A 13561-nucleotide genomic window follows, 5' to 3' on the forward strand; every position below is an offset into this window, starting at 1 on the left:
GTAGGGCGTGCGGTGTTCGCCCGCACGCCCTACCCATCCGCCAACGACGAATCTCATTCCCAGGAGTGGATCAATGGTGAAACGCGTTCTCGTGACGGCCGCTGTCGTCATCGGAGCTCTGGGTGCCGCGGCAGGTTGTTCCGGGCCGGCCCCGCAGTCGTCGTCGAGGGCTTCCGCCGAGGCGGAGATCCCGGTGGTCACGGCCTCGCCCACCGTTTCCAACCTGAACAAAGCGCTCCTGCCCCTCGACCAGTACGTAGCCACCGCGGACCAGATGTCCGATCTCCAGTACGCGTCGGCCCTGCTCGCCAGCGATTGCATGAAGCGGTACGGCATCGCCTGGGATCCCGGTGAACGGCCGGTTCTGGCCTGGTTCAGGGACCGGACGAACCGGCTGGGCTTCGTCGACGAGGTGAATGCCGCCAAGTTCGGATATCACCCGGACCCGGCCACGGCCGGCGATGGGCAGAACCCGGACAAGAAGCGCGGCGTCCAGCTCACCGATGAGCAGGCCCGCGTCCTGCAGGGCGATGGGGACGGGCAGAAATCCAACGGCGACATTCCCGAGGGAGGCTGCTTCGGCGAGGGTCGCCGCAAGATCGGTTGGGATCCGGGCGACACGATGTGGGTTCAGATGATCTGGAACGACGCGACGCAACGCTCTCTGGCCGACAAGCGCGCCACCGAGTTGAATGCCCGGTGGAGCAGTTGTATGGCCGAGAGCGGCTACCGGTACGACAAGTTCGAGGACGCCCAGGACGACCGGCGGTGGTGGAAGCAAGACGATGCCCCGGCTTCCCGGGCCGAGATCAACACGGCGGTGGCGGATGTCCGCTGCAAGAAGAAGATCAACTATGTCGGTGCGCTGACCGCCGTCCTGGTCGCCTACCAGCAGCAGGCCGTCGACAAGAACGCCGAGCGGTTGGCGAGCGTCCGCGGCAAGACCGACGAGGCGCTGAAGAAGGCCGCGGCGGTGCTGGGTGGGCGCTAGCCGTGCCGAGGCGGACGTCGACGGCGCGACCGATCCGGTGACCCGGGAACTTCCGGCCGCGGAGCCGGTCGCGCCGCCGGCGCCGTTGCGCGGGCGGCGCCGGTTCCTGCTCGGGCTGCTGACCGGGGCGGTGCTGATGGCGGGCGGCGGGTTGTTCGCCTCCACGTTCATCAAGTCGCCCCAGCAGGTGGCGTCCGAGGCCGCGCCACCACCGCCGACCATGATCACCGTGCCGGTGGCGGAGCGGGTCCTGAAGCAGACCGTGGTGCTGCGCGGCACGGTCGCGCCGGAGCGCGCGGTCGACGTCAAGCCGGTGCTGGGTGACGGCCGGTCCGTCATCACCCGCAAGGTCGTCGCGACCGGCGACAACATCGGCTCCGGGAGCGTGCTGGCCGAAATCTCCGGGCGCCCGGTCATCGGGTTGCGGGGCCGCATCCCGCCGTACCGCGAGATCGGCCCGGGGATGAAGGGGCCGGACGTGGAGCAGTTGCAGTCCGCGCTGCGCGGCCTGGGCTACCGGATCACCGACGAGCGGGGCGAGTTCGGTGCCTCGACCCAGCGGGTGCTGCGCCAGATGTACCGGGCGCGGGACTACGACCCGCCGCTGCGGGCGGTGAAGACCGATGCCACTGAGACCGGCACCACCGCCCCGGAGCCCGAATTCGAGGTCTACGTGCCGATGAGCGAGCTGGTCTACATCGCCACGTTCCCGGCACAGGTGACCGCGGTCAAGAAGGGACTCGGCGCCGAGGTGGACGGGTCCATCCTGACCCTGTCGCTCGGCGGACTGGTCGTCCGGGGCAATCTCGTACCCGCCGACCGGGAACTGGTCGAGACCGGGATGCCCGTGGAGATCTATAACGAGACCAGCGACGAGAAGGTGCCCGGCAAGGTGGGCACGATCGGCGAACTGCGGCAGAGCAGCGCGGCCGGGGGCGGCGGTGAGCAGGGGAACGGGCATCCGATTGAGGTGCGCGGCACCAAGGCGATCCCCATGGATTTCGCGGGGGAGGACGTCCGGCTCACCGTCACGGCCGCCACCACCGGCGAGGCGGTGCTGGTCGTACCGGTGTCGGCGGTGTTCTCGGCAGCCGACGGCTCGACGCAGGTGCTCCGGATCGTCGACGGCGACCGGCGCGAACCCGTCACGGTGCGGACCGGTGCCTCCTCGGGCGGCTTCGTCCAGGTCACCGCCGACGGGCTGAGCAAGGGCGACCGGGTCCTGGTCGGCGAGCGGATGACGACCGGCGGCGAAGCGCCCGAACCGCAGACCACGGGCGGTGGCGATGGAAACTGAGGAGGTTCCGCCGGTCGTCGAGTTCGCCGGGGTGACCCGTAGCTATGCGGGGCCGCCGCCGGTGCGGGCGCTCCGCGGTGCCGACCTGCTGATCGGCGCGGGCGAATACGTGGCCGTGATCGGCCCGTCCGGATCGGGCAAGTCGACCTTCCTGAACGTGGTGGGCCTGCTGGACCGGCCGGACAGCGGCGTCTACCGGCTCGACGGCATCGACACCGCCGGGCTGCGCGAGCGGGACCGCACCGCCCTGCGCGGCCGCCGGATCGGTTTCGTCTTCCAGTCCTTCCACCTGGTGCGGCACCGGTCGGTGCTGGAGAACGTGACATTGGCGCTGATCTACACGGGGGTGAGCCGCCGGGCCCGGGCCGGGCTGGCGCTGGAGACCCTGGAGCGGGTGGGTCTCACCCATCGGGCGCACGCCATGGCAGGGCACCTGTCCGGTGGCGAGGCGCAGCGGGTCGCGATCGCGCGGGCGCTGGTGAACCGGCCCTCGATGCTGCTGTGCGACGAGCCGACCGGCAATCTGGACAGCACCAACGCGCAGGCGGTGCTCGCGCTGATCGACGAGCTGAACGCCGGCGGTCTCACGGTGCTGATGGTGTCGCACGACTCGCAGGTGGCTGGGCGGGCCCAGCGGGCCGTGTTCATCAAGGACGGGGTGCTGCGGTGATCCGGCCGACCCGGTTCGGCGTGCGGGACCTCGTCGACGAGTCCGTCGCGGGCATGCTCGCCCGGCCCGGCCGGGCCGGCCTCACCGTGTTGGGCACCCTGCTGGGCGTGGCCGCGTTCGTCACCGTGCTGGGCCTGACCAGCACCGTCGGCGGGCAGATCAGCGGACGTTTCACCGCGCTGGTCGCCACCGAGGTCACCGTGCAGGCGGCCGACGTCCCGGGCGGTGGCCCGGCTTTCCCGGACGACGCCGAGCAGCGACTGCTCGGGCTGAACGGGGTGCGCAGCGCCGGGGTCTTCTGGGAGGTCGCCGAAGGCGGCCGGCTGACCGCGCACCGCCCCACCGACCAGGAGCCCGGCGAGGACCTGAAGGTGCTGGCCGCCTCGCCCGGCTACCTGCGGGCGATCCACGCCCGGCTGATGACCGGCCGGTTCTTCGGCTCCTGGCACGACGAGCGCAACGAGCGCGTCGTGGTACTGGGCTCCGGCGCGGCCAGCCGGCTCGGGATCACCTGGGTGGACAACCAGCCCGCCGTCTTCATCGGCGGGATCGCCTTCTCGGTCATCGGGATCGTCGACGACGTGGAACGCCGGGCCGACACGCTGCTGAGCGTCGTGGTCCCGGCCGGCACGGCGGAGGTCGTCTGGGGACTGCCGGAGGCGGGCAGCGGCGTGCAGGTTCAGGCGCTCATCGACACGGACATCGGCGCGGCCCGGCAGGTCGGTGCGGAGGCACCGCTCGCGTTGCGGCCCGAGACGCCGAACCTGTTCACGGTCGCGGTCCCGCCCGATCCGCAGTCGCTGCGCGAAGGCGTCAGTACCGACCTGGGCACCCTGTTCCTGGCGCTGGCCGCGGTCTGCCTGGTCGTCGGCGCCGTCGGGATCGCCAACACCACGCTGGTGGCCGTCCTGGAACGCGTCGGCGAGATCGGCCTGCGGCGGGCACTCGGCGCCCGGCGGCGGCACGTGGCCGTGCAGTTCCTGGCCGAGTCCGGCACGCTGGGCCTGGTCGGCGGCCTGCTCGGCACCAGTCTCGGCGTCGGCGCCGTGGTGGCCGTCGCGTCCCTGCGGGACTGGACTCCGATCCTGCAACCGGCCACCGTGCTGCCGGCGCCGCTGGTCGGCGCCGTCACCGGGCTGCTGGCGGGGCTCTACCCCGCGTGGCGGGCCAGCCGGATCGAACCCGCGGACGCGCTGCGCCGCTGATTGAGAAAGCCCGGGTCACCGCCGCACTGCCGGGGAATTATCGGATTACCAATAACGACAATCCGATAATCCTGGGACGGGCCCGAAAGCAGCTACACCATAATGACTCTTATGTTGTGCGCAGATCGGGCCGCCCGTAGCTTCCAGCGAAAAACCAACGCTAAGGCCCATTGATCAGCTTCGTGGGTGGCCCGGTAGCGTTCCGGTCCGTTTGGTGCCGGTCGATGCTCGGGTGGGTGGATCGTGGCGACGCGGGACGTGTTCTCCGAGGATGAGTTGGCGCGGCTGCGGGGGTTCCCGGAGCTGGGTCGGGCAGAGTTGATCCGGCATTTCACGTTGACCAGCGCGGATGAGGCGTTCCTGCGGAAGTTCCGGACCGGCCGGAACGTGCTGGGTGTGGCGGTGCAGTTGAGCACGCTGCCGTGGCTGGGGTTCGTACCTGACGATGTGCTGGCGGCGCCGGCGGCAGCGGTGGGCCGGTTGTCGCAGCGGCTCGGGATCGCGATGGGTGAGCTGCGCGGGTACGGCGAGCGGGAGCAGACCCGCACCGATCATCTGCGCGAGGTCGTCGGGTACGCCGGGTGGCGGACGGTGGACACCGGCGGGTGGAAGGAGTTGGACGAGTTCCTGTTCGCCCGGGCGATGGAGCATGACTCGCCGAAGTTGCTGTTCCGGCTGGCGTGTGAGTACCTGATCTCGTCGCGGGTGGTGCGGCCGGGCGTGGTGCACCTGCTGGAGCATGTGGCCACTGCTCGGGCCCGGGCCCGGGAGGAGACGTGGACGCGGGTGGCGCATCTACTCACCCCGCGCCGGCGCGACGAGCTGGATCTGCTGCTGGTGCCGGATGCCTACCTCGGCCGCACCCCGCTGGCCTGGTTGGGCATCGGACCGACCTCGTCGAGCCCGGCGGCGGTCAAGGCGGAGCTGGAGAAGCTGGCCTACCTGCGCCGCCTCGACGCGCACACCCTCGACCTGTCGATGCTCCCGGCCGAACGGCGCCGGTTCCTGGCAGGGGTCGGTCGCCGGTTGACCGGGCAGGCGTTGCAGCGGCGCGAGCCGGAACGCCGGTACCCGATCCTGCTCACGCTGCTGGCTCAGTCGGCCGTCGACGTGCTCGACGAGACGCTGCTGCTGTTCGACCAGGCGGTCAGTGGCCGGGAGGCGGCGGCGAAGCAGAAGGTCGCCGACGCCTTGGCCGAGCGGGCCAAGGGCGGCGAGAACCGGCAGGCCCTGCTGGACGAGATCCTGACCATCGTGCTCGACACCGCGATCGGCGACGAGCAGATCGGCACCGTGCTGCGCACCACGATCGGCATGGACCGGATGCGCGCCGCGTGGGCCGAGCGCCGCGAGCGGCTGCCGCGCGACCATGGCCAGCTCAGCATGCTCGACGCGTCGATGTCGTACCTGCGCCAGTTCGCCCCGGCCGTGCTCGCCGCGGTGGAGTTCGCCGGCGGCCCGGGAACCGAGCAGCTGCTGCAGGCCGTGAGCATCCTGACCGGGCTGTACGCCACCGGCGCCCGGAAGGTCCCGTCGAGCGCCCCGGTCGGGTTCGTGCCGACGAAGTGGGCCGGCTACCTGGTCGCCGCGGAGCAGGCCGGTGACGTCACCGCGTACCGCCGGTACTGGGAGCTGGCCGTGCTGGTCGGCCTGCGCGACGGGCTGCGCTCCGGCGACATCTTCGTGCCGGGCTCGCGCCGGTACGCCGATCCGGCGTCGTTCCTGCTCACTCCGGAGGCGTGGGCGCCGCAGAAGGTGGAGTTCTGTCATCTGGTCGGCAAACCGGTCGAGGCCGCCGACGCGCTCGCCCAGGCCGGCGACGAGCTGCACACCGTCCTGGTCGACCTGGAGACCCAGCTGGCGAAGGGCAATCCGGGCGAGGTCCGGCTCACCGACGACGGCGAGCTGATCATCCCGCCGCTGACCGCCGAGGACGTACCGGCCGAGGCCGACGCGCTGCGCACGGAGTTGGCGGGGATGCTGCCGCGGGTGCCGATCGCGTCGGTGCTGGTGGAGGTGGACGCGCGGACCGGGTTCACCGATCATCTGATGCATGCCGGTGGGAAGGTCGCCCGGCCTGCCGAGCTCAAGCGCAACCTGATGTACGTGATCATCGCGGAGGCCACGAACATGGGCCTGTCCGCGATGGCCGAGTCCTGCGGGGTGCCGTACGACGTGCTCGCCTGGACCGCCGAGTGGTACTTCCGGCCGGAGACCCTGGAGGCGGCCAACGCCGCGGTGGTCAACTACCACCACCGGCTGCCGCTGACCCGGGCGTTCGGGTCGGGAACCCTCTCGTCGTCGGACGGGCAGCGGTTCCCGGTCAAGGGCAAGTCCATCACCGCCCGCCACCTGTCCCGGTACTTCGCCCGCGGGCAGGGCGTCTCCACCTACACCCACGTCTCCGACCAGCACTCCACCTTCGACACGAAGGTCATCGTGGCGACCGCGCCGGAGTCGCACTACGTCCTCGACGGGCTGCTGGGCAACGAGACCGACCTGCCGGTCTTCGAGCACGCCACCGACACCCACGGCGCGACCCTGGCCAACTTCGCCCTGTTCGACCTGGTCGGCAAGCAACTCTCGCCGCGGATCCGGGACCTCGGGAAGATCACCCTGTACCGGACCGGGCCCCGCGCCGACTTCCTGGACCGGTATCCGCGCGCCGGGGCGCTGCTGACCCGGCGGCTGAACCTGGACCTGATCACGGACATGTGGGACGACCTGCTGCGCGTCGCCGCGTCCGTGCAGGGCGGGCACGCCACCGCGGCGCTGGTGGTTGGGAAGCTGTGTTCCTCGAAGCGGCAGCAGAACGCGCTGACCAGCGCGATCAAGGAGTATGGGGCGCTGCGTCGCACGGTCTACGCGGCCCGGTACCTGGCCGACGAGACCTATCGGCGGCGGATCTCCCGGCAGCTGAACAAGGGCGAGAACCTGCACGCCCTGCGCCGCTCCCTGGCCTACGCCGGCGAGGGAGCGCTGCGGCGCCGGCACCACGAGCAGCAGACCGAGCAGATGTGGTGTCTGACTTTGGCGACCAACGCGATCGTCTGCTGGTCCACGGAGTACCACGGCCTCGGCGTGGCCGCCCTGCGTAGAGGCGGCCGCGACGTCGACGATGAGGTCCTGGCGCACATCTGGCCGACCCACCACGAGAACGTGCACTTCTACGGCACCCATTCCGTCGACATCGACGGTGAACTCGCCCAGCTCGACACCGACGGTTACCGGCCCCTGCGGTTGCCCGGGTATGGGGTTGGCGAAGATCGGTACAACGGTCAGCACTGATAATGATCTTGTCGGGTGGGGCTGCGTAGACGTTGCGTTCCCGATGGACCGCCCGGGAGGGGTTTGCCGTGGCGTCGTTCGGGATGCCGTGGCGGCGATCAGGTCATCGAGATGACGATCTTTCCCCGGGCGGCGCCCTTCGCGATGTGGGCGAGGGCTTCCGGGGTGGAGGCGAACGGATAGACGCGGTCGACGACCGGGCGGATGGTCCCGTTCTCCACGAGGGTGGTGATCTCGCTGAGCTGTTTGCCGCTGGCCCGCATGAACAGGAACGAGTAGTCGACACCGAGCTTCGCGGCGGTGCGTCTGGTCTGCAGGCTGAGCAGGCTGGTGGCGATCTTGAGGACGGGGTTTCCCCCGATCTCGCGGGCGAACTCCGGGTCGGGAGGGCCGGCGATGCCGATGACCTTGCCGCCGGGCTTGAGGATGCTCATCGACTTCGCCACGCTCTTGGGGCCCTGACTGTCCAGGACGACGTCGTAGCCCTCGAGCACCGTCGCGAAGTCCTGGGTGCGGTAGTCGATGACGATGTCCGCGCCCCGATCTTTGAGGAAGTCGGCGTTCTTGGCGCTCGCGGTGGTGGCCACCGTCGCGCCGAGGTGTTTGGCGAGCTGGATGGCGATGGTGCCGACCCCGCCAGAGCCGGCCTGGACGAGTACCTTCTGGCCGGGTCGCAGGTTCGCGCGTTCGACGAGCGCCTGCCAGGCGGTCAGGGCGACCAGGGGCAGCGAGGCGGCTTCGGCCATGGTGAGGTTGGCCGGTTTGAGTGCCAGGTCGTCCTGGCTGACGGTGAGGAACTCGGCGAAGGTGCCGATCCGGTCCTTGTCGGGACGGGCGTAGACCTCGTCGCCGGGCGCGAAGGCGTGGACCCCGGCGCCGACCCGGACGACGACACCGGCGAGGTCGTTGCCCAGGACCAGGGGCAGGCGGTAGGGCAGGATGAGCTTGAACTCCCCCTCCGCGATCTTGGTGTCGAGCTGGTTGACGCCGGCCGCGTGGATACGGACTAGGACTTCGTCGGCGGCGACTCCGGGCTCGGGCAGGTCGGCGAGCCGGAGGTTCGGCTTCTTGTTGTAGCGGTCGATGACGTATGCCTTCATGGCGTTCTCCGGGTGAGGTCGTGGGTGCAGGTGACGGGCGCTACAGGGTTCGCTGAGCCAATTGTAGTATGGTCGTAATCCTAAAGGGTTGGAACATGACATGCAGCACCCGTCGGGCGAGGGAGGAACCGTGGCGCGCTACGGCACGGAGCACAAGGAGGCGACGCGGCGGCGCATCGTGAAGAGCGCCGGCCGACGCCTGAAGAAGGACGGCCTCGATGGCTCCGGCGTGACGACGTTGATGGCCGACGCCGGGTTGACCAACGGCGCCTTCTACGCACACTTCGCGTCCAAGGACGCCCTGATCGCTGCGACCATCACCGATCAGCTCCAGGAGCAGCAGGCGCTGTTGCGGCAGCTCGCGGACGAGCCGGACGGGTTCGCGCGCTTCGTGCGGGCGTATCTCTCACCCGAGCACCGCGACGACGCCGAAAGTGGCTGCCCGTCGGGAGCCCTGCTCGACGAAGTGGCCCGCAGCTCGCCGGAGATCCGCCGGGCCTACAGTGCCGGCATCCTCGGCGTGGCCGACGACCTGGCCACGCTGATGGCGCCGGGCGCCCCCGGGACCGGGCGGCGCCAGGCTCTGGGGTGCATCGCGATCCTCGTCGGGACGTTGCAGCTCGCCCGGGCGATCGACGACCCGCAGGACTCCGAGACGGTGCTCGCCGAAGGAGTGCGAGCCATCTCCGCCCTGCTCGCGACCCCGGAGCACTAACTGCCACAGGGCCGTCGGATCGCCGCGCTTCGGTAGGTGTGCGATCCGGCACCCTTGCACCACTATTGAAGTATGGTCATAATTTAACCCAGGGTGACGACGGTTTCGGCTGTCACCGGCGCGATCAGCACACGGAGGACACGCTCATGACAATCTCGTCCGGCCCCACCGGGGGCATTAGCGCCGGTTACCGAACTGTCCCGACACGGACACTGACCGCCGGAGGTGTCACCTGGGCCTATCGCGTGCTCGGCGTGCCCGGTGACGTTCCGTTGATCCTGTTGCCGCACCTGGCCGCGGTCCTGGACAACTGGGACCCCGCGGTGGTTGACGGGCTCGCGGCCGGTCGTCAGGTGATCGCCTTCGACAACCGCGGGGTCGGAGCCACCACCGGCGAGACGCCGAACAGCATCGAGGCGATGGCACGCGACGCGGTGACCTTCATCCGCGCGCTGGGCCACCAGCAGGTGGACCTGCTGGGCCTGTCTCTCGGCGGCATGGTCGCCCAGGTGATCGCCCAACGGGAAGCGCACCTGGTCCGCAAGCTGATCCTCGCCGGCACGGGCCCGGCAGGCGGCATTGGCATCACCGAGGTGACGCGCCTGTCGAACCTGGCCCTGCTACGCGGTGCTCTGGCCCGCCGGGACCCGAAGACATACCTGTTCTTCACCCGGACAGCGAACGGGCGGCGCGCCGCGGACGAGTTCCTCGCCCGGCTACAGGAACGCACCCAGGACCGGGACACCCCCGTCTCGCTGGGCACCTACCGGGCACAGCTGCGCGCCGTCAGCCGGTGGGGCCGGGCCCGAGCCGCGGACCTCTCCCTGATCCATCAGCCCACCCTGGTCGCCAACGGCGAACACGACGTCATGGTGCCCACCGCGAACTCCGTCGACCTGGCCGACCGGCTGCCGAACAGCGAACTCGTCCTCTACCCCGACGCCGGGCACGGCGGCATCTTCCAGCACCATGCCGCCTTCACCGCCACGGCCTTGGCCTTCCTGGCCCGCTGACCACCCCCACCCCGATGGCATCACCGAGCTGAGGATGACCGTCCGATCCCGCAAAGGACCCCCCGCTATGACCTCGTCCTCCGCTCTGTGGCAACCGTTCACCCTGGGCAGACTCCAGCTTGCGCATCGGCTCGCGTTGGCGCCGATGACCCGCAGCCGCGCCAACGCCGACGGCACCCCGGGAGAGCACGCCGCGGACTACTACGGCCAGCGCGCTTCCCTGGGCCTGGTGATCACGGAGGGTGCCCAGTCGTCCGAGGACGGCCAGGGGTACCTGAACACCCCGGGTATCTACACCCCGGAGCAGATCGCCGGCTGGAAACCGGTCGCTGACGCGGTGCACGACAACGGCGGGCACCTGTTCATCCAGCTGATGCACGTGGGCCGGATGTCCCACCCGGACAACACGCCGCATCACCGCCAGCCGGTGGCGCCCTCCGCGATCTCGGCCGACCAGGACATGTTCACCGCGACAGGTCCACAGAAGACTCCGGTGCCGCGGGAGCTGAGCACGGCGGAGATCCACGACGTGATCGGTGAGTTCCGTGATGCCGCGGCCAGCGCGATCGCCGCAGGCGCGGACGGGGTGGAGATCCACGCCGCCAACGGATACCTCCTGCACCAGTTCCTCTCCCCGAACGCGAACGAGCGCACCGACGAATACGGCGGATCGGTGCAGAACCGGGCCCGGTTCGTCATCGAGGTCGCCAAGGCCGTCGCGCAGGAGATCGGCGCCGACCGCACTGGGATCCGCATCTCCCCGGCCTTCCCCCTCGGCGGACTCGACGAGGGCGACACCGAGGCGGTCCGCGCCCAGTACCGGTATCTCGTGGGTGAGCTGGCCGAACTGGGTCTCGTCTACCTCCACGTCCATCACCTCGGAGACGACGAACTACTGCGCTCGCTGCGCGACACCTGGCCGGCCGCGCTGCTCGTGGTCCGGTACGGCCGCGAGCGGGAGCAGATCGCGGCGGACATCGACGGAGGCCTCGCCGACATCGCACCGCTCGGACGATTCGCACTGGCGAACCCCGACGTCGTCGAGCGGCTGCGCACCGGCGCCGCCCTCAACGAGGTGGACCCGGCCACCATCTTCGGCGGCGGCACGGCCGGTTACACCGACTACCCGGCTCTCACCGAAACCTGACTCCACCGAGGCCCTCAAGCCCGATCGATCCTCGACCCGTGACAAGAACAAAGGAAAACACACCATGACCTCACTCGACGGCGCCGTCGTCCTCATCACCGGCGCCAACGGCGGTATCGGCGGCCACTTCGTCCGCGACGCCCTCGCCCGCGGCGCGACGAAGGTGTACGCCACCGCCCGCAACCCCCGCACCTGGAACGACGAGCGGATCGTGCCGCTCACCCTCGACGTCACCGACCCGGCGTCGATCAAGGCCGCCGTCGCGGCGGCGCCGGACGTCACCATCCTGATCAACAACGCCGGCGCGACGGTGTCGACCCCCGGCATCCTCACCCACACCGACGAAGAAATCCGCCGCAACGTCGAGACCAACTTCCTCGGCCCGCTCTTCCTCGCCCGCGCGTTCGCACCGATCCTGTCGGCCAAGGCCGGGAACACCGCGATCATCGACATTCACTCAGCCCTGTCCTGGTACGCCGCCGCCGGCATCTACTCGGCCACCAAGGCGGCCCTGTGGTCAGCGACCAACTCCATGCGCCTGGAACTAAAGCCCGCAGGCGTCCAGGTCGTCGGCGTCCACGTCGGCTACGTCGACACCGCCATGGCCGCCCACACCACCGACCCCAAACTCGACCCCGCCGACCTGGTCACCCAGGTCCTCGACACCGTCGAAGCCGGCGGCTACGAGGTCCTCGCCGACGACACCTCCGTGCAGCTCAAAGCCGGCCTCAGCGCCCCGCTCGAGGTCGTCTACCCGCAGCTCGCCATCACGAACTAGCACCGCCCGGGACGGGGAAGCCACCACCACCCGCTTACCAAGGCCTCCTCGTCCCACCCCGGCAACCGATAGCTGCCAGCAAACGATGCGAAGCAGCAGTTGACCCGGCGCGGCGGGGGCGCCCGTTCCAACCTGTGACAGAGAATCCCATATTCTCTGTCACAGAGCCGACGATCCACCCGTCACCACCTGCGGAACGCCCCCGCCGCGGCGAGGGCGACTCGGCCACATTCTGTGTCACATCACCGGAAGAGGTCGCCGAGGTGTCCGTGATCCCGCTGCCGACCGCCCGGCGTCCGGTGGCTCTCGTGGTCGCCGTCGACGCGTTCCTCGACCGGTTCCGCGACGATCCGGGTACCCGGGCCACCTACACCGAGACGATGCGCCGGCTGCGCGAGACCGCCGGGGATCAGCTACCGGTGGCCGCGCTCACCCCGGAGCTCTACGAGCAGACGATGGTCCGCTGGGACCAGGGCGCCGCGAACACCTGGAACAAGCACCTGTCCGCGCTGACCTCGTTCACCGCCTACTGCCGCCGCCAGGACTGGCTGACCACCGACCCCGGCCGGCGCCTGGAACGCCGTAAGGTCACCCGTTCCCGGGACAAGGCCGTCCCCCGCGCCCGGCTCGACCGGCTGTTCACCGATGACCGCAACCCGCTGCGGGAGCGGGTGCTGTGGCGGATGCTCTACGAGACCTGCGCCCGCGCCGAGGAGATCCTCGGTCTGGACGTGCCCGACCTCGACATGGAGTTCCGCCGCGCCCTGGTTACCGAGAAGGGCGGCGCTCGCGCCTACGTGCACTGGGAGACCCCGACCGCCCGCCTGCTGCCCCGGCTGCTGACCGGTCGCACCGCCGGGCCGGTGTTCCTAGCCGACCGGCGCGCACCCGCCGCCGGGCACCGCGCGCCAGCCCTGCGCGACATCTGCCCGGACACCGGCCGGGGCCGGCTGTCCTACCCGCGCGCCGAGTACCTGTTCAAGCAGGCGTCCAAGCTCCACGATCCGCACGGCGCCGGGTACACGCTCCACCAGTTGCGCCACTCTGGGTTGACCCACCTGGCCGCCAAGGGCCGCAGCGCCGCCGAGCTCCAGGCCAAGTCTCGTCACCGGCACCTGGCCACGCTCGGGATCTACGTGCAGCTCGGTGAGGAGACCTCCGCCCGGATCACCGCCGAGAACGACGAGCACCACCGGCGGCACCGGCGCTGACCTGGCGTCCCACGTACCGAGATCACCGAGAACGGCCGAATTTGCTGCCAGGGACCTCATCTTGAGGAGCTGCGCCCCAGCTGAGTGCCTAGATCAACTGCTTACCGTTGTTTTGGTCTGGAAACTACGGGCGCCCCTGCGGAAAC

Annotated in this window: 11 protein-coding genes; 10 read left to right on the forward strand and 1 reads right to left on the reverse strand. The window is 70.1% G+C overall.

Annotation, left to right across the window (positions count from 1 at the left end):
* The first annotated feature begins 7 nt into the window (after nucleotides 1–7).
* From Ari01nite_RS30820 to Ari01nite_RS30840, 5 genes are all read left to right on the forward strand, one after another.
* Complete coding sequence (locus tag Ari01nite_RS30820) at nucleotides 8–991, forward strand: hypothetical protein (protein ID WP_203785730.1); 984 nt, start codon at nucleotides 8–10, stop codon at nucleotides 989–991.
* A complete protein-coding gene (locus Ari01nite_RS30825; protein ID WP_203785731.1) occupies nucleotides 981–2288 on the forward strand; it encodes a peptidoglycan-binding protein in 1308 nt (435 codons plus the stop codon). Before Ari01nite_RS30820 ends, Ari01nite_RS30825 begins: the two co-directional genes overlap by 11 nt.
* The gene (locus tag Ari01nite_RS30830; RefSeq protein ID WP_203785732.1) at nucleotides 2278–2958 is read left to right on the forward strand and encodes an ABC transporter ATP-binding protein; all 681 of its coding nucleotides are present in this window, start codon (nucleotides 2278–2280) and stop codon (nucleotides 2956–2958) included. The genes Ari01nite_RS30825 and Ari01nite_RS30830 overlap by 11 nt, the downstream gene beginning before the upstream one ends.
* Nucleotides 2955–4163, forward strand: a complete 1209-nt coding sequence (locus tag Ari01nite_RS30835; RefSeq protein WP_203785733.1) for an ABC transporter permease — start codon at nucleotides 2955–2957, stop codon at nucleotides 4161–4163. Before Ari01nite_RS30830 ends, Ari01nite_RS30835 begins: the two co-directional genes overlap by 4 nt.
* 243 nt (nucleotides 4164–4406) lie before the next feature.
* Nucleotides 4407–7451 carry a Tn3 family transposase gene (locus tag Ari01nite_RS30840; protein ID WP_203785734.1) on the forward strand — a complete coding sequence of 1015 codons (3045 nt, stop codon included), beginning with the start codon at nucleotides 4407–4409 and terminating at the stop codon, nucleotides 7449–7451.
* A 98-nt stretch (nucleotides 7452–7549) separates the two neighbouring features.
* On the opposite strand, the gene Ari01nite_RS30845 is transcribed toward Ari01nite_RS30840, so the two are convergent.
* Complete coding sequence (locus tag Ari01nite_RS30845) at nucleotides 7550–8551, reverse strand: NADP-dependent oxidoreductase (protein ID WP_203785735.1); 1002 nt, start codon at nucleotides 8549–8551, stop codon at nucleotides 7550–7552.
* A 130-nt stretch (nucleotides 8552–8681) separates the two neighbouring features.
* Here Ari01nite_RS30845 and Ari01nite_RS30850 point away from each other — a divergent pair, with 130 nt between their 5' ends.
* The 5 genes from Ari01nite_RS30850 (at nucleotide 8682) to Ari01nite_RS30870 (ending at nucleotide 13415) form a co-directional block, all read left to right on the forward strand.
* A complete protein-coding gene (locus Ari01nite_RS30850) occupies nucleotides 8682–9266 on the forward strand; it encodes a TetR/AcrR family transcriptional regulator (RefSeq protein ID WP_203785736.1) in 585 nt (194 codons plus the stop codon).
* Between the two features lie 254 nt (nucleotides 9267–9520).
* Nucleotides 9521–10279, forward strand: a complete 759-nt coding sequence (locus Ari01nite_RS30855; RefSeq protein WP_203785737.1) for an alpha/beta fold hydrolase — start codon at nucleotides 9521–9523, stop codon at nucleotides 10277–10279.
* A 67-nt stretch (nucleotides 10280–10346) separates the two neighbouring features.
* Nucleotides 10347–11426, forward strand: a complete 1080-nt coding sequence (locus tag Ari01nite_RS30860) for an alkene reductase (RefSeq protein WP_203785738.1) — start codon at nucleotides 10347–10349, stop codon at nucleotides 11424–11426.
* A gap of 64 nt (nucleotides 11427–11490) precedes the next feature.
* Entirely contained in the window at nucleotides 11491–12204 is a 714-nt protein-coding gene (locus tag Ari01nite_RS30865; protein ID WP_203785739.1) for an SDR family oxidoreductase, read from the forward strand.
* Nucleotides 12205–12467: 263 nt separating this feature from the next.
* Entirely contained in the window at nucleotides 12468–13415 is a 948-nt protein-coding gene (locus Ari01nite_RS30870) for a tyrosine-type recombinase/integrase (RefSeq protein ID WP_203785740.1), read from the forward strand.
* Nucleotides 13416–13561 lie beyond the last annotated feature (146 nt).

This window comes from Paractinoplanes rishiriensis, from assembly GCF_016862375.1.
Taxonomy (GTDB): Bacteria; Actinomycetota; Actinomycetes; order Mycobacteriales; family Micromonosporaceae; genus Actinoplanes; species Actinoplanes rishiriensis.

Excerpts from the sequence above, each read along its gene's own strand:
- Ari01nite_RS30830 (WP_203785732.1), top strand. The coding sequence starts at position 2,278 with ATGGAAACTGAGGAGGTTCCGCCGGTCGTCGAGTTCGCCGGGGTGACC.
- Ari01nite_RS30845 (WP_203785735.1), bottom strand. The coding sequence starts at position 8,551 with ATGAAGGCATACGTCATCGACCGCTACAACAAGAAGCCGAACCTCCGG.
- Ari01nite_RS30865 (WP_203785739.1), top strand. The coding sequence starts at position 11,491 with ATGACCTCACTCGACGGCGCCGTCGTCCTCATCACCGGCGCCAACGGC.
- Ari01nite_RS30860 (WP_203785738.1), top strand. The coding sequence starts at position 10,347 with ATGACCTCGTCCTCCGCTCTGTGGCAACCGTTCACCCTGGGCAGACTC.